This window comes from Citrobacter sp. RHBSTW-00029, from assembly GCF_014104295.1.
In the GTDB taxonomy this organism is placed as follows: Bacteria; Pseudomonadota; Gammaproteobacteria; order Enterobacterales; family Enterobacteriaceae; genus Citrobacter; species Citrobacter youngae.
The window spans coordinates 4,208,868-4,226,808 of sequence record NZ_JABXRT010000001.1 but is presented as its reverse complement, the minus strand read 5'-3'; the positions used below and the strand labels follow the sequence as shown (position 1 = coordinate 4,226,808).

19 protein-coding genes and 1 other annotated feature are annotated in these 17,941 nt (G+C 52.8%); of the genes, 4 read left to right on the top strand and 15 right to left on the bottom strand.

The features are described 5' to 3' along the window. Positions 1–3: 3 nt before the first annotated feature. The 6 genes from HV041_RS20435 to ibpA form a co-directional block, all read right to left on the bottom strand. A complete protein-coding gene (locus tag HV041_RS20435) occupies positions 4–534 on the bottom strand; it encodes a radical SAM protein (protein WP_048213763.1) in 531 nt (176 codons plus the stop codon). Then, complete coding sequence (locus HV041_RS20430; protein WP_048213764.1) at positions 531–893, bottom strand: DUF202 domain-containing protein; 363 nt, start codon at positions 891–893, stop codon at positions 531–533. The genes HV041_RS20435 and HV041_RS20430 overlap by 4 nt, the downstream gene beginning before the upstream one ends. After that, on the bottom strand, positions 883–1,230 hold the full coding sequence (locus HV041_RS20425; protein ID WP_005121491.1) for a YidH family protein: 348 nt from the start codon (positions 1,228–1,230) through the stop codon (positions 883–885). The genes HV041_RS20430 and HV041_RS20425 overlap by 11 nt, the downstream gene beginning before the upstream one ends. A gap of 229 nt (positions 1,231–1,459) precedes the next feature. After that, positions 1,460–3,121, bottom strand: coding sequence for a putative transporter (locus HV041_RS20420; protein ID WP_121585242.1), 1,662 nt, complete (start codon positions 3,119–3,121; stop codon positions 1,460–1,462). A 124-nt stretch (positions 3,122–3,245) separates the two neighbouring features. Next, the gene (ibpB, locus tag HV041_RS20415) at positions 3,246–3,674 is read right to left on the bottom strand and encodes a small heat shock chaperone IbpB (RefSeq protein WP_005121488.1); all 429 of its coding nucleotides are present in this window, start codon (positions 3,672–3,674) and stop codon (positions 3,246–3,248) included. A gap of 94 nt (positions 3,675–3,768) precedes the next feature. After that, positions 3,769–4,182 carry a small heat shock chaperone IbpA gene (gene ibpA, locus HV041_RS20410; RefSeq protein ID WP_040231504.1) on the bottom strand — a complete coding sequence of 138 codons (414 nt, stop codon included), beginning with the start codon at positions 4,180–4,182 and terminating at the stop codon, positions 3,769–3,771. Next, positions 4,176–4,248: a sequence feature (ROSE (Repression Of Heat Shock gene Expression) occurs in the 5'-region of heat shock genes and acts as an RNA thermometer to modulate expression.), on the bottom strand. (Overlaps the previous gene by 7 nt.) Positions 4,249–4,487: 239 nt before the next feature. Between ibpA and HV041_RS20405 the strand changes: the two genes are divergently transcribed. Further along, positions 4,488–4,820, top strand: coding sequence for a YceK/YidQ family lipoprotein (locus tag HV041_RS20405; RefSeq protein ID WP_162873168.1), 333 nt, complete (start codon positions 4,488–4,490; stop codon positions 4,818–4,820). Between the two features lies 1 nt (position 4,821). Here the strand turns inward: HV041_RS20405 and HV041_RS20400 are convergent, their stop codons facing one another. From HV041_RS20400 to dnaA, 9 genes are all read right to left on the bottom strand, one after another. Beyond that, positions 4,822–6,048: a DUF3748 domain-containing protein gene (locus HV041_RS20400; protein WP_101742125.1), complete on the bottom strand. Its 1,227-nt coding sequence runs from the start codon at positions 6,046–6,048 to the stop codon at positions 4,822–4,824. Between the two features lie 64 nt (positions 6,049–6,112). Next, positions 6,113–7,216 carry a DUF4056 domain-containing protein gene (locus tag HV041_RS20395; protein ID WP_121585243.1) on the bottom strand — a complete coding sequence of 368 codons (1,104 nt, stop codon included), beginning with the start codon at positions 7,214–7,216 and terminating at the stop codon, positions 6,113–6,115. Between the two features lie 17 nt (positions 7,217–7,233). Next, on the bottom strand, positions 7,234–8,355 hold the full coding sequence (locus HV041_RS20390) for a BamA/TamA family outer membrane protein (RefSeq protein WP_237558120.1): 1,122 nt from the start codon (positions 8,353–8,355) through the stop codon (positions 7,234–7,236). A gap of 5 nt (positions 8,356–8,360) precedes the next feature. Continuing rightward, complete coding sequence (locus HV041_RS20385) at positions 8,361–9,371, bottom strand: hypothetical protein (protein WP_182294261.1); 1,011 nt, start codon at positions 9,369–9,371, stop codon at positions 8,361–8,363. A gap of 172 nt (positions 9,372–9,543) precedes the next feature. Continuing rightward, positions 9,544–10,356: a sugar-phosphatase gene (gene yidA, locus HV041_RS20380; protein ID WP_048213770.1), complete on the bottom strand. Its 813-nt coding sequence runs from the start codon at positions 10,354–10,356 to the stop codon at positions 9,544–9,546. A gap of 213 nt (positions 10,357–10,569) precedes the next feature. Continuing rightward, entirely contained in the window at positions 10,570–12,984 is a 2,415-nt protein-coding gene (gene gyrB / locus HV041_RS20375; protein WP_048213771.1) for a DNA topoisomerase (ATP-hydrolyzing) subunit B, read from the bottom strand. A gap of 28 nt (positions 12,985–13,012) precedes the next feature. Next, positions 13,013–14,086: a DNA replication/repair protein RecF gene (gene recF, locus HV041_RS20370; RefSeq protein ID WP_048213772.1), complete on the bottom strand. Its 1,074-nt coding sequence runs from the start codon at positions 14,084–14,086 to the stop codon at positions 13,013–13,015. Continuing rightward, positions 14,086–15,186 carry a DNA polymerase III subunit beta gene (dnaN, locus tag HV041_RS20365; RefSeq protein ID WP_005121477.1) on the bottom strand — a complete coding sequence of 367 codons (1,101 nt, stop codon included), beginning with the start codon at positions 15,184–15,186 and terminating at the stop codon, positions 14,086–14,088. Before dnaN ends, recF begins: the two co-directional genes overlap by 1 nt. A gap of 4 nt (positions 15,187–15,190) precedes the next feature. Then, the gene (dnaA, locus tag HV041_RS20360; RefSeq protein WP_061066893.1) at positions 15,191–16,594 is read right to left on the bottom strand and encodes a chromosomal replication initiator protein DnaA; all 1,404 of its coding nucleotides are present in this window, start codon (positions 16,592–16,594) and stop codon (positions 15,191–15,193) included. A 606-nt stretch (positions 16,595–17,200) separates the two neighbouring features. Between dnaA and rpmH the strand changes: the two genes are divergently transcribed. From rpmH to yidD, 3 genes are read left to right on the top strand one after another with little or no spacing between them, the layout of a single operon-like run. After that, complete coding sequence (gene rpmH, locus HV041_RS20355) at positions 17,201–17,341, top strand: 50S ribosomal protein L34 (RefSeq protein ID WP_003023858.1); 141 nt, start codon at positions 17,201–17,203, stop codon at positions 17,339–17,341. A gap of 17 nt (positions 17,342–17,358) precedes the next feature. After that, positions 17,359–17,718 (top strand): ribonuclease P protein component, encoded by a 360-nt coding sequence (gene rnpA, locus HV041_RS20350; RefSeq protein ID WP_003844432.1) that lies wholly within the window; start codon positions 17,359–17,361, stop codon positions 17,716–17,718. Continuing rightward, complete coding sequence (gene yidD / locus HV041_RS20345) at positions 17,682–17,939, top strand: membrane protein insertion efficiency factor YidD (protein WP_003023846.1); 258 nt, start codon at positions 17,682–17,684, stop codon at positions 17,937–17,939. Before rnpA ends, yidD begins: the two co-directional genes overlap by 37 nt. Positions 17,940–17,941: the final 2 nt, after the last annotated feature.

The following is a 17,941-nucleotide window of genomic DNA, read 5'->3' as shown; positions in this document are numbered from 1 at the left end:
ATCTCAACGCAGCATCGCCATCAGCTCCATCGGTGAGCGATGCTGTTTAATCAGATCGCGCATGACGCGCATATGGGGTGATGAGTGTTCAAAGAAGGCCTGATATCCCGCACACAGCACATTCTCCCCGTGAGTATCCCCATGCACCGGGCAATCACCACGGTAAAATTGCGATAAGGAACATGACCGACAACGCACGCTCTGCTGTGAGGTCGATTGCCGTTCAATTTGAACCGCCAGACCACACCATCGACGCAGAGTTTTATCAAAAAGCTGAATAGATACCCGATTAATATCTTCACGAACCCAGATATCAAATATCGTATTTAAAAACTGCCCCCACCCTTCTGGTGTGACAGATTCAGCCGTCAGGTTACCTGCTTCATCGCGCTTAATCAGAGGGATAAACTGTACGAGACGAACATCGCCTTGTCGTAAATCACGGTACAGTTCAATAGGTTGCAAACTCTTCTGGTGATCAATCACCACCTTTAAAATACCCTCACTAACATCCATGTCCTCACATACTGTCATGCAAAATTCCCGATATATACGATAAGTTGGCGAACGTGTGTTACAGCAAACAGTATTGCAAGGGATAACACCGCGAGGGAGATCATAAATTTGTCACGCACCGCACGAGATTCAGAAAAATCGCTATGCGTAACATCCATCAGGTTACGGCTGCGGGTGTAGCGCCAGAGAATAATCGCCACAATTGCCAGCACCGCTATTGAAACCCAGAATAACGCTCCCGCCTGATGCCAGTTATGCTTAATCGCCAGCGCCATCAGTGCGCCATAGCCTAGCAACGTGCGAAACCAGGCCAGCGATGTCCGTTCCGGTTGTAGACCAGGATCGGACTGGCGACGGGCCTTACGACTACCCGGCATACAGCACCAGCGCCATAACAATCACCGCCACAAGCGTCAGCATGACGCTGATAATCAGCAGGCTGTTGGTGTACGGCATGTCCTCTTTCAGACGCATCGCCTTTTCATTTCGCAACCAGCGCAGATAACCGTAGATCGCCAGACCACCCGCAAACAGACACAGCAGCAAGGCAAGTGCCTCACGGATGACTGGCGTAGCAAAGTCCGGGGCCAGTTGATCAAGACCAACGCCCGCCGCCAGAAAACCCAGCGCAGTGCGGATCCACGCCAGAAACGTACGCTCATTTGCCAGTGAGAAGCGGTAATCCGGCGCTTCTCCAAGGCGGGAAATCTTCATGGCGACTCCTTCAATATTGTAGTCTGGTCGTTATACCGGAACAGTGAAAGAGTATGAACCTGATTCGCAAACGAAAGGGAGTGTAATGTGATGAGACAATGGAAAAGAGAGATGTGCTTTGAAATGCCGGATGGCGACTGGCGCCTTATCCGGCCTACAGTGAACGATGTAGGTCGGATAAGCGCAGCGCATCAGGCATTCCTGGATATGCTGACTGGATAGGTCAGTTTTAACCTAATCCCCAGAAGAGCACCGCCAGCAGTTGTGGGGTGATAATCCTCAGGAACATGACCAGCGGATAAACGGTGGCGTAGGAGAGCGCTGCCGCCCCGCTGGTGGCATGCAGGTTGTTAGCAAACGCCAGCGCAGGAGGATCGGTCATTGAGCCGGCCAACATGCCACACAGCGTCAGGTAGTTCATTTTGGTGAGAAGGCGCGCCAGCAGACCGACGGTAATCAGCGGGATTGCGGTGATAAAAATACCGTAGCCCACCCAGCTCAGACCGTCGCCCTGCGTCAGGGTATGAACAAAATCACCGCCTGACTTCAGACCAACCACCGCGAGAAACAGTACGATACCCAACTCTCGCAACGCCAGGTTCGCGCTGGGAGGCATAAACCAGTACAGCTTACCGATACTGCCAATACGCCCCAAAATCAGCGCCATAATCAGTGGTCCACCGGCCAGCCCCAGTTTTAATGCCACCGGGAAACCGGGGATAAACAGCGGGATTGAACCCAACAACACCCCCAGCCCGATCCCAATAAACACCGGCAACATCTGCACCTGCTGCAGTTTTTGCTGTGCGTTACCCACAACATTGGCAACGGCATCAATCGACGAAGGACGCCCCACCAGATTGAGGATATCGCCAAATTGCAGGCTGGCATCGCTGCTGGCGACCAGCTCAACGCCCGCGCGGTTCAGACGGGAAATCACCACGTCGTAACGTTCTTTAAAGTGCAGGTCACGGATCCGCTTGCCAAGCACCTGTTCGTTGGTCACAACGACACGTTCAACACGCAAATCCGTACCCCGCGTTGACAGCGAAGTGTCCACTTCCTGCCCAATCACCACCTTCGCATTATGCAGATCGCCAGGCTGTCCGACCAGGTGAAGCAGATCGCCCATCTGGATAATCGTCCCCGGCGACGGCACCATCAACGTTTCATCTCGCTTCAGGCGTGAACAGATGATTTTGCCGCTGTTCAGAATGGGGACATCCTGAATCGCCATATTATTGAGGTTCGGGTTTTCAACACGAATGTTCATCGTCTGAATCAGCGTATGACCGTTGGTCAGCGTTGATTCATGCTGCTGAGCTTCGGACTCAACGTTCACGCGGAAAATGAGGCGCATCAGCCACATTGTGAGCAAAATGCCGCAAATACCGAAAGGATAAGCCATGGCATAGCTCATCCCCATCTGATCGACCACATCCCCCGGCGTACCCAGATCGCGCAGAATTTGCTGCCCGGCACCCAGTGCGGGCGTATTGGTGACCGCGCCGGAGAAGATCCCCAGCACCACAGGCAGCGGAATAGCGAAGATCTTATGCAGAAGCGCGGTAACCAGTCCCCCGATAATCACGATCAGCACTGCAAACAGGTTCAGACGCAGTCCCGAAACACGCAGTGAGGCAAAGAAACCCGGCCCTACCTGGATGCCGATGGTATAGACGAAGAGTATCAGGCCAAATTCCTGAATAAAATGCAACATATCGCCGCTCAGGGTCATCCCTGCCTGATCGACAAAGTGTCCGACGATGATACCGCCGAACAGTACGCCTCCGATGCCAAAACCAACGCCCCGTACTTTAATGTTGCCGATCCATAACCCGACAACCGCCACCAATGCCAGAACGCTGACCGTCAATGCTATATCACTCATTCTTCTGTTCCCTGTGAATAACATCATTAAGTAAATGGATTCTCGCAGAGTACAAGCGCAATGTATGGGGGGTAAAGCACAAAAAAGCCCCGTCATTTCTGGCGGGGCAAAGGCCTGGAGCTATTTAGCTATTTAATGCGGGACGTTCGCTGATGGCGATACGTTGTGGAGCAATGGTTTCAGGTTCATTACGGGTCAAATCAATATGCAGCAAGCCATTGGTGAAGCTTGCGCCGGAGACTTCCATATTTTCAGCCAGCGTAAAGCTCAGACTGAATGATTGAGTGACCAGCCCCTGATGCAACCATTTGGTCTCTTTTTCCGGCTGCTGCGGCGTACCTTTTACGGTCAGACGCGTGCCTTCCAGTTGAATATCCAAATCTTCCTGACGGAAACCGGCTAACGCAAGGGTAATGCGGTAGTGGTTATCATCGCTCTTTTCGATGTTATAGGGTGGGAAGCTTTGGCTTTCACCAGCGTTTTGTAATGCATTGGCCAGTTTGTCAAAACCGATCCATTGACGCAGCAGTGGGGATAAATCGTAGTTACGCATAATATTCTCCTTCTAAGAAGCGAGTAAGTACCTTTCGGCTCCCTGACGGCAAGCCTGTGCTTAGCAGGGCCGCGCAAGCGGCCCGACAGATAAATTAGTTGATTTCGATGCGGCGCGGTTTGTTCGCTTCAGGAATCACGCGCTCAAGCTCGATATACAGCAGACCGTTTACCAGGTTTGCGCCGCGAACGTGGATGTTCTCCGCTAACTGGAACTTGCGTTCGAAGTTGCGTTCGGCAATACCCTGGTACAGGTAAGTACGTTCTTTTTGCTCGTCCGCATGCGCGCCTTTCACCACCAGCAAATTATCCTGGGCGGTAATTTCCAGCTCGCTTTCAGCAAAGCCCGCAACGGCAATCGCAATGCGGTAGTGGTTTTCGTCTACCAGCTCAACGTTGTACGGAGGGTAGCCACCATTGCTTTGGCCCTGGTTGTTTTCCAGCAGGTTAAACAGACGATCAAATCCAATAGCAGAACGGTATAGCGGGGATAAATCAAAGTTACGCATAATCAATAGCTCCTGAAATCAGCGAGAATGTTGGACCTTCCATCTTGGACAGGTCAGGTAGCCAGGACACCCATCAGGCATGCCCTTCATTTGTCTACACCCTAAAAATGGGTCTTAATACAAACTTTTCAAGCGTACTCCTCTGACTTTTTTTGCAGTTTGTTGTCTATTGCATACACTGGGGGGAGCAGTCGTTATCGTTAAATCGCGATTGCCGCCACAGTGCGACAAGATGGTGATGTTATTTTCGCAACGGATCGCTTTAACTCACCCTGCAAACACGATGATTAGCAGATGAAATAATGATGATAAAAAAAATAGTGTTAACACTGATGATGTGCAGCGGGATGGTTTTTATCAGCGGCTGTTCCAGCGTGATGTCACATACCGGAGGGAAAGAAGGGATATATCCTGGCACGCGCGCCAGCGCCACAATGATTAGCGAAAGTGATACAAACTGGGGAACAAAGTCGCTGGCGATTCTGGATATGCCTTTTACCGCGGTTCTGGATACGGTACTGCTTCCGTGGGATCTCTTTCGCAAAGATAACTCGGTTCGATCTCGCGTAGAAAAGAGCGAGGAGAGAACGCAAGCCACCAACGCCGTTATCCCCCCCGCTCAAATGCCTGCGCCTTAAGTTAACGTCCGGTTTCTGTCACCCATAGCTGGCGGAAACCGTCGACGTCTTCCATCCATGCAACCTGTCGGCCATCAGGAGAGAAGACGATCGCATCTGCTGAAGGTGGGTTGCCATGGCTGGTCGTTAAAAATTCAATCTCTCCCGTCTGCGCATCACAACAAGCGATTCTGTTCTGCAGTACAAATCCCAACCATTTTCCCGACGGATGCCAGTTGAATGCTGACTGAATATCCGTGTCACAGCGGGTAAGCTGACGCGGTTCTCCTCCCTGTGGGGAAATCAACCATAACTGCACGATACCGTTGTCATCACGCATCAGAAACGCAATTTCGGCTGCCGTTGGATTACTGCGCACCCAATGCCGCGGTTGATTCACCAGCCCCGGGAAGGCGTGATCATGAGTAAACGTCAGACGGCGCTGAACGATGCCGGCTGGTGGCGCAGGCATTGTTGCTTCCGTTCCTTCCAGAGGTGCCTCGCCAGGCTGTTTCCAGCCACTTTCATGGCGTGGCAAATCAACGATAAACAGTTCCGGTACTTTTTCGCCACTGACAGACAACGTGTCGCCGATAAAGGCCAGCGTATGATCCCCCACCCAGCCTTCTTCATAAGCGCGGTTAATCTCATCGCTCCCCGGTTTTGGCGTTGGTGTCGTCTGGCTCACCAGCACGCACCAAGAGTTCCCGCTGTATTCACGGGGATGCTGCGCAGATACATTCACCGGCCCATACGGCGCAGCAACGCCGACATTGCGTAAATCCAGCGCCGGTGAGCGCTCATGTAGCACGTGATCGTTATAGGTGAAACTGACAAACTCGCCGTTTGGGCTAAAAACATGCACATGACTACCGCCGCGCAGCGCGCCTGGGGTATACGGCGCAGTAATATCCATCGCATCCAGATTCCCCACCTCTGCCTGCGTAGCAATCACTCCACGGCGATGATGAAAATCGTAATACCATGTTTCATCAGGGTTTTCTGGTCCATGAATGAACACATATTTTTCAGATTTTGGATGAACGGTCACCACGCCGACGTGTGCGCCTTGCGTAGCACGGTAAATCACCGCCACCTCACCGGTGTGAACATTGACGCGTTCAATCGTCTCTCCGGTAAACGATGCACCGGAAGGACGCACATCAAAGACCAGCCACTGGCTGTCCGGTGTCCAGGTGTTGATATTGGTAAGCTGATGATTACGCGCTGCAAAGGTGATTTGTTTCATGGTGGTGTCCCGGACGAAAAATACCGCTCCTTTTTACCACGCACAGCGCGTATCCCATAAGCCTTTAGCGGGCCGCAAGCGCATCAGCTTGCTGAGCGTTCACAGCCAAAGCGGGGAAGTCCTCGAACGTATAGTAACGAATGGGTGGCGGTAACTGCTCCATTGCTATACCCGGCCACAGTTGCAACTCTCCGACAGCATTGAGATCAACGCCCTGCCAGCGGTGCGGCAGCGCCAGTCGCTGCAGAACAGCCCGCTCGCCAGGCACGCGTGTCGGCAAACGATTATCCCCCATCTGATAGTTACGCCGCAGCACCAGATACTTTTCCGGCACCCGACGCCGACTGTTCCACCAGCGGCCGTCCAGCATATCGAAATGGAAACGGGTGAGTTCCGGCGACTGAGCGCCAAGATGGACAAGTGCCTGGCGAAGTGCCGTCCCCATCGCCACCTCGTAAACCCCCTGAGAAACTGTTTGCCCCTCCAGAATCAGCGACACCGCCAGGCGGGCACCAAGCAGATTGGAGTAAAGATCCTCTGGCGAAAATGCAGAAACACCTTCAGAAAATCCGGGAACAGACTCAAAACCGTACCATTGCGCAATTTCATGCCACTCCGCGACCTGAAACGCCAGATGAGCGGCCAGCCAGGCTGCCAGCGTGTAACGCGCGACAGGATCGGTTGGTGGTGTAAAGGCATTAAACACTAACCGACGCTGGGCCAGTTCGCTATCCAGATCGAGCGTAAAAGCCTGTCCCAGTTTCGGCAGGATCTGACTAAAGATATAGACCGTCATATCAGCGGTATCACGCACGTGGGCGGTATCAATAAAGCCACCGTGCGTGGTGTAGAGAATGCCGTTATTTTCACGGCTTAAGCCGGTCAGGTTTTCCAGCCCGGCCAGCATGCTATCGTTGTACTGATGCAATCCAAGGTCGCTCGCCGGGACCACGTTATCCAGCTGATAAAACGGTACCGGCATGCCCAGCAATTCCGCATGCAAGTTGTAGCCAAATGCACAGCAAGGACGTAACCCTTTAGGCAGTGGCTGTGGCGGCATAGCAGGCCACGCGGTGGTCGCTCTCGTTGTTACCTGCGGGGCCAGATCTAATGCCACTGGTAGTGCCGCCCCAGCGCTGCCTGCGAGAAGTGATGCCAGTAACGACATAGTTTTCAGCAACCTGCTCAAAATGCCTCTCCGACCTGAAAATAGAAACCGCTGCTGCCTTTGCCGATGCCGTAATCCAGGCGTACGTTGACGCGCGGCTTGAATTCAAAGCGATAACCGACTCCTGCCGAGGGCAGGAGTCGTCCGTCGTCCAGCGCACTAAATGATGGCCCCATAGTCCCTGCACCCAGCCAACCGACCACGCCGTGCCGCCAATCGAGCTTGCGGCGATACTCAAGTTGCCCGCTGACGACATTCTTGTCCCGATAGCGCCCTTCGTAATAACCGCGCATGCGTTGATTGCTACCGAGCAGCGGCATCATGCTCCATGGCACTGCTCCCTGGGTAAACGTGCCATCCGCCTCCCATGCCAGCACGTTTTTATCGTCCAGCGAGTGGTAACGGCTGTAATGCAACTGGTATTCATCAAACCGGGTATCGCTCCCCACCTCAGGAGTAAAGCGGGTGTAGCGCACATCGGCATACTGCCCTTTACGCGGATTGGGTACGAAATCACGATCGTCCCAGCTCAGTTCCACGCTACTCCCGGAACTGAGAACCGATGCCCCCTGCGGCGTAGTTTCAATTTTCGGCGGATCGTTGTCGTCCATTTGCGCAGCATGCTGGGTATTCAGCGACCAGCCGACCCCCAGATAGATGTTAGGCGCTAACCGCCGGTATAGCGTTGGACGCAAATCCAGGACCTGAGCGGTATATTGCTGTTTTTGGCTATCTTTATCTCCGGCGCTAAAACCCTGCCCCCAGTACCAGGTTGGGGTATCTGTTAATGCGCCATTAAGAAAGAAACGCCAGCGATCGTCGGCGAAAAAAGCATAATTTTGCATCGTGATGCCAAAGGCCCCCGTTGAGCTAAAGTAGCCGCTCAACGTCAGCGTCGAGTTTTGACTCACCGTATCGTTCGGATCGGGTCGATACATCCCCACTACCGCCGTCCCGATCCCCAGCCCCAGTTCCGGGGTATAAAACGGCCCAGGCATCACTCCCCAGTCGATACCTTTAGTAGCGTTAAAGTTATCGCTGGCGCCCAGTTTATTCAGCCAGCCGTCAATCTCATTGCGGGTCGGCAGCGCCGACTGAACGTATCCGGCAAACAGGCAGAAAAACAGAAGCAGGCCGATGCGCGTCAAAAACGATACTCTCCCGCAGCAAAGAAGCTATTACGGTTGGCGAAGCCAATTTCGGTGGTGATATTAACGTTGCGGGTCAACTCATATTGCGCGCCTACCAGCACGTTCCAGGGGGATTGCAGGTGTTGTTTAACATCGAAGCGACCATTGCTATCCTTGTTCGCAATATCCACCATTTTTTGCAGCGCCGCAGAAGGCATCGTGAGATCGTTCAGGCTGCCGCTAAATTCTTGCTGCACATCCTGATACATGCTGCCCACCCACAGATTTAACTTACCGGATGGCATGTGCAGGGTCTCCATGCCGGGAGTGGTAAAGCGATAACCTACACGCGGAGAGATGGTAAAGGCATTAATACTGCCATCAAGGATATCGAACTGTGTTTGCGTATAGTTGGCATCAAAAGCCGTAAACCAGTTGCCCACTCCACCAACCAGAGTCGTTCCTACACCGTAGGTTGTGCCTTTAAAGTCGAGCTGAAATGCCAGATTCTGCAAATTGGCTGGTGTACGGTATTTACGTGGTCCTTTGATTCCTACACCTATCTGCGAAACAGAGTGTCCGTCGGTATAGCCAATCAGACCATAGACGTTCATAAAGGGCAGCAGCCAGGCATCCAGTTTTAAGGTTTCGGTTTTACTTCTCTCCCGGGTGTTGCCGACGTTGATTTTAAACGCGTTATCCAACGAGTGACCGCGCAGGGAAAGACCGTTGAAATTGATGCTGTCTACATTAATGTTTTGCCTGATATTCATGTAGTTAATATTCACGCCAAACGGCTCAGGCAGGTCGTAGCCACGTTTACGTGCCTCCTCACCTAAAAACGGCAAAACAGAGTGGCTTGTGGTTGGTTTAGCCGCGGGTTTTGTCGGCAAAGAAGTAGCCTGACCATCGTCCTGATAGTCATACAGCGGTGTCAATGTTGATCCAGAATCCGTCGCAGCCCAGGCCTGAAAAGCCAAACAGGAAGACGTCATCAACACCAGGCGGATGCGTGTGTTAGTCATAAGGAAACATAGTTGCAGGCAGGAATCGCCCGAATATAAAAGAAGGGGGGAGAGTATAGAAGTTACGTGCTAAGTGGGGGGATTAATGTGCGATTTCACATCTGATAATACAAACATGATTTTTATAACATTCTTAATGTTTTATGCCTGGCCGAAGCCAGGCATACGTGTATCAGGAGAGAACGTATTTCTCAATCGCCCAGGCTACGCCGTCTTCAAGATTGGATTTCGTCACGAAGTTAGCCACTTCTTTCACCGACGAAATAGCATTATCCATTGCAACGCCTACGCCTGCGTATTCGATCATCGCGATATCATTTTCCTGATCGCCAATCGCCATCACCTCTTCGGCTTTAATTCCTAACGCATCGGCCAGCGATTTCACGCCAGTGCCTTTATTAACGCGTTTATCCAGAATTTCGAGGAAATACGGCGCACTTTTCAGTACGGTGTACTTCTCTTTTACCTCTGCTGGAATACGCGAGATGGCTTGATCGAGGATTTCTGGTTCATCAATCATCATCACTTTCAGGAACTGGGTCGCCGGGTCCATTTTCTCTGCTTCACAGAACACCAGCGGGATGGTCGCGACAAAAGACTCATGCACCGTGTAGTAACTGATATCACGGTTGGCGGTATACAGAGTATTGCGATCGAGTGCGTGGAAATGCGAGCCGACCGTCCTGGAGAGTTGTTCCAGGAAGCGGTAATCATCATAGCTCAGCGCGGTTTGCGCGACGGTGCTTCCATCTCCGGCTTTCTGCACCAGCGCACCGTTGTAGGTAATACAGTAGTCACCGGGTTGTTCCATATGCAGTTCTTTCAGATAGCTGTGGACGCCAGCATACGGGCGCCCCGTGGTCAGCACCACATTCACACCTCGCGCGCGTGCCGCGGCAATCGCCGTTTTGACCGCTGGTGAAATGGTGTGATCGGGCAGCAGAAGTGTGCCATCCATGTCGATAGCAATAAGTTTGATAGCCATGAGTTCCCCGGATTAAATGAGTCCATCCTCATGCTAACGCGATTCCGCTCAAAAAACAGCTACGAAAAGGGGGATGGAAAGGGGAATCGGGATTCCCCTTTTGACAATCGATGGTAGGGCGGATAGGGCCTGAGCCGCCATCCGGCAAACGCAGACGAACTGCCTGATGGCGCTTCGCATATCAGACCTACAGGAGCAGGCCTGAGGTACATGTTAGATATCGATATTCGCCGCTTTCAGGGCGTTTTCTTCGATAAATGCACGACGCGGTTCAACAGCATCACCCATCAGCGTGGTGAACAACTGGTCAGCGGCAATCGCATCCTTCACGGTAACGCGCAGCATACGGCGGCTTTCCGGGTCCATGGTAGTTTCCCACAGCTGTTCCGGGTTCATCTCGCCCAGACCTTTATAGCGCTGAATCGCGAGGCCACGACGGGACTCTTTCACCAGCCAGTCCAGCGCCTGCTCGAAGCTGGCAACCGGCTGACGACGCTCGCCACGTTCGATAAACGCATCGTCTTCGATCAGGCCACGTAGTTTCTCACCCAGCGTGCAGATACGACGGTATTCGCCGCCGGTCACAAACTCGTGATCCAGCGGATAGTCGGTATCAACACCGTGGGTACGCACGCGGATCACCGGCTCGAACAGGTTCAGTTCAGCGTCTTTACGCACAAAGCTGTTCCAGGTGCTGCCGTGCATTTCGTTTTCATTCAGCACGTTAACCAGTTGGGAAACCCAGGCAGTGACTTTCGCTTCATCAGTGAGATCGGCTTCAGCCAGCGTCGGTTGATAAACCAGTTCTTTCAACAGCGCTTTCGGGAAACGGCGTTCCATACGGCCAATCATTTTCTGCGTGGCGTTGTATTCAGAAACCAGTTTTTCCAGCGCATCACCCGCCAGCGCCGGCGCGTGGGCATTGGTGTGCAGCGTAGCACCATCAAGGGCGATAGAGATCTGGTACTGATCCATCGCTTCATCGTCTTTGATGTACTGTTCCTGCTTGCCTTTCTTCACTTTGTACAGCGGCGGCTGCGCAATGTAGACGTGGCCGCGCTCAACGATTTCCGGCATCTGACGATAGAAGAAGGTCAACAGCAGCGTACGGATGTGCGAGCCATCGACGTCCGCATCGGTCATGATGATGATGCTGTGATAACGCAGTTTGTCCGGGTTGTACTCGTCGCGACCGATGCCGCAGCCCAGCGCGGTGATCAGCGTCGCCACTTCCTGAGAAGAGAGCATCTTGTCGAAGCGCGCCTTCTCAACGTTAAGAATTTTACCCTTCAGCGGCAGAATCGCCTGGTTTTTACGGTTACGTCCCTGCTTCGCAGAGCCGCCCGCTGAGTCCCCTTCCACCAGGTACAGTTCAGAGTGAGCCGGGTCGCGTTCCTGACAGTCCGCCAGTTTGCCCGGCAGACCCGCTAAGTCCAGCGCACCTTTACGGCGGGTCATTTCACGCGCACGACGTGCGGCTTCACGAGCACGCGCCGCATCAATAATTTTGCCGACGACGATTTTCGCGTCAGACGGGTTTTCCAGCAGGTATTCGCTCAGCAGTTCGTTCATCTGCTGTTCTACCGCCGATTTCACCTCAGAAGAGACCAGCTTGTCTTTGGTCTGGGAGGAGAATTTCGGATCCGGTACCTTCACGGAAACAACGGCAATCAGGCCTTCACGGGCATCGTCACCGGTGGCGCTGACTTTCGCTTTTTTGCTGTAGCCTTCTTTGTCCATGTAGGCGTTCAGGGTACGGGTCATCGCCGCACGGAAGCCTGCAAGGTGAGTACCGCCGTCACGCTGCGGAATGTTGTTGGTGAAGCAGTAGATGTTTTCCTGGAAACCATCGTTCCACTGCAGCGCAACTTCAACGCCAATACCGTCTTTTTCGGTGGAGAAGTAGAAGATATTCGGGTGGATCGGCGTTTTGTTTTTGTTGAGGTATTCAACAAACGCCTTGATGCCGCCTTCGTAGTGGAAATGATCTTCTTTGCCATCGCGCTTATCGCGCAGACGAATAGACACGCCGGAGTTCAGGAATGACAGCTCGCGCAGACGCTTAGCCAGAATGTCGTATTCGAACTCAACGACGTTGGTAAAGGTTTCGTGGCTTGGCCAGAAACGGACCTGAGTCCCCGTCATTTCTGTTTCGCCAGTTACTGCCAGCGGCGCCTGCGGCACACCGTGCACGTAAGTTTGCTGATGCACTTTGCCTTCACGACGAATCACCAGTTCCAGTTTCTGTGACAGGGCGTTAACGACGGAAACACCTACGCCGTGCAGACCACCGGAAACTTTATAGGAGTTATCATCGAATTTACCGCCTGCGTGCAAAACGGTCATGATAACTTCCGCTGCCGAAACGCCCTCTTCCGGGTGGATACCGGTTGGGATACCACGGCCATCATCGGTAACAGACACGGAGTTGTCAGCGTGAATCGTTACCACGATATCTTTACAGTGACCCGCGAGCGCTTCGTCGATAGCGTTATCTACCACCTCGAATACCATGTGGTGCAGACCGGTGCCGTCATCCGTGTCGCCGATATACATACCCGGGCGCTTACGCACCGCATCCAGTCCTTTCAGGACTTTGATACTGGAGGAGTCATAAGAATTCGACATCAACGTTTCTCGCTCATTTTATCTTGGGTTAATCCGTTATTTTACCCTTTTCCACGGTAAACATCTTCGAATTTTCATCGGACATGTCTATAACGTGTTCAGCGCTGATTGCGCTGACAAAGACCTGAGATTGCGTGGCTTTTAAGCGGCTGGCCAGCAGTCCGCGACGCGCGTCATCCAGTTCAGAGGCAAAATCATCTATCAGGTACAGGCAGCGCCGCCCGCTTTCACGGGTCAGAAACTCCCCTTGCGCCAGACGTAAGGCGCACATCAGCAGCTTGAGCTGCCCACGCGACAACGTATCTTCCACCGGCGCACCGTCGGCGCGAATGCGGAAATCCGCCTTATGCGGGCCGTGCGCGGTGTAGGTCAACATGCGATCGCGTTCAAAACTGCGTTCCAGCACTTCGGCGTAATCTGTCTCTTTCTCCCAGCCGCGCTGGAAAGAGAAGGAGAGAGAAAATTCGGGAAGAAACTGCTGGCAGGTATCCGCCATATCCTGCGCGATACCGGCGCTGTACTCCGCGCGCCAGGTGCTGATTTGTTCCGCCAACGGGATCAGTTCTTTATCCCACGGGCGGAGTTGCTCATAACGACTTACCTGGCGCAGTGCCGCATTGCGCTGCTTGAGCAGGCGCTTCAGGTTGCTCCAGGCGGTGAAAAATCCGGCTTCATTGTGAAAGCATCCCCAGTCAAGGAATGCTCTTCTGTATTTGGGGCCGCCATTGAGTAAAGTAAACCCCTCGGGCGTGATCAGCTGCATCGGCATCAGGTGCGCCAGTTCCGCGACCTTGTGCCCGTCAGTGCCGTCAATGCGCACTTTACTGTCGCCCAGTTTGTCTTTCGTCAGGCCAATCGACGTCTCACGCTCATCACCCTGCAAACGCCCGTGTAAAACAAACGATTCCTGCTCGTGGCGAATCACGCGGCCAATTTGCAAACTGCGAAACGCCCGGCCGTGGCCGAGCGTATAGATAGCTTCCAGCACGCTGGTTTTGCCGCTGCCGTTAGCGCCTACCAGGAAGTTAAAGCCGGGAGATAAAGCGAGATCCGCGTTTTCGATATTACGAAAATCGCGGATCAACAGGCGGGTCAGCGACATTACAGTCTCATTGGCATAACAACGTAAGCCGCGCTCTGGCTGGCTGCATCTTCAATTTGTACGCTGGAGACGGAATCGGTCAGCAGAATACGCACGTTCTCGCACTTCAGCGCGTTCAGAACGTCCAGTACGTAGCTAACGTTAAAGCCGATTTCCAGTTCAGTTCCCGGATAGGAGACATCCAGAATTTCTTCGGCTTCTTCCTGCTCCGGGTTATTAGCGGTGATTTTCAGCTGGTTTTCACTGACATACAGACGCACGCCGCGGAATTTCTCGTTAGAGAGGATCGCCGCACGGGCAAACGCCTGTTTGAGGATATCGCAACCGGCTTCCAGATGTTTGTCCGGATTCTTCGGCAGTACGCGGCGATAATCCGGGAAACGACCGTCAACCAGCTTGGAGGTAAAGATGAAATCACCCACGTGCGCACGAATATTGTTGCTGCCAATCTGTACGCGCAGCGGGTTGTCGCCGCCGTCGAGCATACGCATCAGTTCAATCACGCCTTTACGCGGTACGATCACCGAATGGCTGGGCAACGGCTGACCGACAGGCATTGAACAGACCGCCAGGCGGTGACCGTCGGTCGCCACGGTACGCAGCTCTTCCCCTTCGGTTTCAAACAGCATGCCGTTTAAGTAGTAACGTACGTCCTGATGCGCCATCGAAAACTGCGTGGCTTCAATCAGACGCTTCATCGTCGCCTGCGGCAGGGTGAATTCGACTTCGCTCTGCCAGTCGTCCAGATTCGGGAAGTCGGCGGCAGGCAGCGTGGACAGCGAGAAACGGCTGCGGCCAGAACGCACCAGCATACGATCGCCTTCCAGTTGAACGGCTATTTCCGCCCCTTCTGGTAATCCACGGCAAATATCGAAGAATTTACGCGCCGGAACGGTGGTCGCACCAGGTTCATGCGGCTGGATCAGCGCCACGCGCGCCACCATCTCCATTTCGAGATCGGTACCGGTCAGAGAAAGCGCACCGTCAGCAACCTGCAGCAGCAGGTTTCCGAGGATCGGCAGTGTAGGACGTCCACCCAGCGGGCCGCTGACCTGCTGAAGCGGTTTTAATAAATGTTCACGTTCAACGGTAAATTTCATAGCGTCACGAAGATAATGTTCTGATTAAATTGGAGAAATCTTCTTTAATATCATGGCTTTCTTCACGCAACTGCTCAATCTTACGGCAGGCATGAAGCACGGTAGTATGATCGCGCCCACCAAACGCATCGCCAATTTCCGGCAGACTGTGGTTAGTGAGCTCTTTTGCCAGCGCCATCGCCATCTGACGCGGACGTGCTACCGAACGAGATCGACGCTTAGAAAGCAGATCCGCAATTTTGATTTTGTAATACTCTGCCACCGTCTTTTGAATATTGTCGATGGTGACCAGCTTTTCCTGCAAAGCCAGCAAATCGCGCAGCGCTTCACGCACGAAATCGATAGTAATTGCCCGGCCGGTAAAATTGGCGTTAGCGATCACGCGGTTCAGTGCGCCTTCCAGTTCACGCACGTTAGAGCGTAGACGCTTGGCGATAAAGAACGCCACTTCACCCGGCAGACGAATGTCGTTTTCGTCAGCCTTTTTCATCAGGATCGCGACGCGTGTTTCCAGCTCAGGCGGCTCGATCGCGACAGTCAGTCCCCAGCCGAAGCGAGATTTCAGACGATCTTCAACGCCGTTGATCTCCTTCGGATAGCGATCCGAGGTCAGGATGATCTGCTGATTACCTTCCAGCAGGGCATTAAAGGTGTGGAAAAATTCTTCCTGTGAACGTTCTTTATTAGCAAAGAATTGAATATCGTCAATCAGCAGCGCATCAACGGAACGGTAATAGCGTTTAAACTCTTCGATCGCATTGTTTTGCAGGGCTTTAACCATGTCCTGCACAAAACGCTCGGAGTGCATATACACCACTTTTGCGTTCGGCTTACGCGCCATAATGCCGTTACCGACAGCGTGCAGCAGGTGGGTTTTACCCAGACCCGTACCGCCATAAAGGAATAACGGATTGTAGGCGCCGCCTGGATTGTCCGCCACCTGACGTGCCGCCGCGCGCGCCAGTTGGTTAGATTTACCTTCAACGAAGTTATCAAACGTATGTTTGACGTTGACGTTAGAGCGATAGGTAGGTTCAGCCGGAGCCGGGACGTTATCCCAGCCAGGGCGCGCTGCCGGTACGGTACGTTGCGGTTGCACTTGCTGAGCCACGTGGGCGGGCGCCACAACGTTGTTGACCGGCGTTTTCAGCGTTTGCGTAACGGGTTTAGTGCCAACCTCAAAACGCAGCTGTGGGGCATCCGCTCCGCAAAAATTATTGAGTAATCCATTAATATTATTAAGGTATTTATCCCTTACCCAATCGAGCACGAAACGGTTTGGCGCATACAAAGCCAGCGTGTTATCGCTCAGTTCCGCCTGCAACGGGCGTATCCACATACTGAATTCTGTGGCTGGTAACTCATCCTGCAATCGGGCAAGACACTGCTGCCAAAGCGAAAGTGACACGGCGGACTCCACTCGAACAAAAGTCGATAAATGACAAAGGCTGAAACATTCATGATTGTTGACGCACATCGACAAGACCCTATGCAAAGGGTGACGTGCGAATTGCTATCTGCAATTTTTACCCGATCAGGATCCATTGAAACGATCGGGACCGCGGATCATAGCGTAAACTGAGAAAGAGATCTTCTGTTTCTCACAGATTCTTCCCGATTTATCCACAGGATGATCCAGAATCGGCTAAGTGTAAACGATCCTGGAGAAGTGCTGCAGGTTTTCGCGCGCATATTGAAAAAATTAATGAGTAAAGATGCTTTACTGCTTAAACGATCTAATAAAGATCCCGTGCGATCCTTGCGCTTTATCCACCAGCCCGTATAATTCTTACCCCCAGCGAGTAACGGTCGCCTTACGGCGTCAACGCTGCCTGTTTTTTACACAAAACCACGTGAAAAAAAACGGGATATAAGGAAAGAGAATTGACTCCGGAGTGTACAATTATTACAATCCGGCCTCTTTAATCACCCACACTGTGGCGTAAGTCGTTCGAAATTCGTTCGGGTATACGCAAAAGTCAGTGAATTTATTCAAGTTTAGGTAGAAATCGCCATGAAACGCACTTTTCAACCGTCTGTACTGAAGCGCAACCGTTCTCACGGCTTCCGTGCTCGTATGGCAAATAAAAATGGTCGTCAGGTTCTGGCACGTCGTCGTGCTAAAGGCCGTTCTCGTCTGACCGTTTCTAAGTAATAAAAGCTAGCCCCTGAGTGGTTAAGCTCGCATTTCCCAGGGAGTTACGTTTGTTAACTCCCACTCATTTCACATTCGTCTTCCAGCAGCCACAACGGGCTGGCACGCCGCAAATCACCATCCTCGGCCGCCTGAATTCGCTGGGGCATCCCCGTATCGGTCTTACCGTCGCCAAGAAAAATGTTAAACGTGCGCATGAACGTAATCGGATTAAACGTCTGACGCGTGAAAGCTTCCGTTTACGTCAGCACGAGCTTCCAGCAATGGATTTCGTGGTGGTGGCGAAAAAAGGGGTTGCTGACCTCGATAACCGTGCTCTCTCGGAAGCGTTGGAAAAATTATGGCGTCGCCATTGTCGCCTGGCTCGCGGGTCCTGATAGCCCTCATTCGGGTCTATCAACGCCTGATCAGTCCGCTGCTTGGGCCGCATTGCCGTTTCACTCCAACCTGTTCGAGCTACGGAATTGAGGCATTGCGCAGGTTTGGAGTGATAAAAGGCAGTTGGTTGACGGTGAAACGCGTATTAAAATGCCACCCTTTACACCCTGGTGGTGACGATCCCGTCCCGCCCGGACCATTTGATACCAGAGAACACTAACG

Bases quoted from the DNA above. Each gene is read 5' to 3' on its own strand.
- HV041_RS20435 (WP_048213763.1), bottom strand. From the start codon at position 534: ATGACAGTATGTGAGGACATGGATGTTAGTGAGGGTATTTTAAAGGTG.
- HV041_RS20430 (WP_048213764.1), bottom strand. From the start codon at position 893: ATGCCGGGTAGTCGTAAGGCCCGTCGCCAGTCCGATCCTGGTCTACAA.
- HV041_RS20425 (WP_005121491.1), bottom strand. From the start codon at position 1,230: ATGAAGATTTCCCGCCTTGGAGAAGCGCCGGATTACCGCTTCTCACTG.
- HV041_RS20420 (WP_121585242.1), bottom strand. From the start codon at position 3,121: ATGAGTGATATAGCATTGACGGTCAGCGTTCTGGCATTGGTGGCGGTT.
- ibpB (WP_005121488.1), bottom strand. From the start codon at position 3,674: ATGCGTAACTACGATTTATCCCCACTGCTGCGTCAATGGATCGGTTTT.
- ibpA (WP_040231504.1), bottom strand. From the start codon at position 4,182: ATGCGTAACTTTGATTTATCCCCGCTATACCGTTCTGCTATTGGATTT.
- HV041_RS20405 (WP_162873168.1), top strand. From the start codon at position 4,488: ATGATAAAAAAAATAGTGTTAACACTGATGATGTGCAGCGGGATGGTT.
- HV041_RS20400 (WP_101742125.1), bottom strand. From the start codon at position 6,048: ATGAAACAAATCACCTTTGCAGCGCGTAATCATCAGCTTACCAATATC.
- HV041_RS20395 (WP_121585243.1), bottom strand. From the start codon at position 7,216: ATGTCGTTACTGGCATCACTTCTCGCAGGCAGCGCTGGGGCGGCACTA.
- HV041_RS20385 (WP_182294261.1), bottom strand. From the start codon at position 9,371: ATGACTAACACACGCATCCGCCTGGTGTTGATGACGTCTTCCTGTTTG.
- yidA (WP_048213770.1), bottom strand. From the start codon at position 10,356: ATGGCTATCAAACTTATTGCTATCGACATGGATGGCACACTTCTGCTG.
- gyrB (WP_048213771.1), bottom strand. From the start codon at position 12,984: ATGTCGAATTCTTATGACTCCTCCAGTATCAAAGTCCTGAAAGGACTG.
- recF (WP_048213772.1), bottom strand. From the start codon at position 14,086: ATGTCGCTGACCCGCCTGTTGATCCGCGATTTTCGTAATATCGAAAAC.
- dnaN (WP_005121477.1), bottom strand. From the start codon at position 15,186: ATGAAATTTACCGTTGAACGTGAACATTTATTAAAACCGCTTCAGCAG.
- rpmH (WP_003023858.1), top strand. From the start codon at position 17,201: ATGAAACGCACTTTTCAACCGTCTGTACTGAAGCGCAACCGTTCTCAC.
- yidD (WP_003023846.1), top strand. From the start codon at position 17,682: ATGGCGTCGCCATTGTCGCCTGGCTCGCGGGTCCTGATAGCCCTCATT.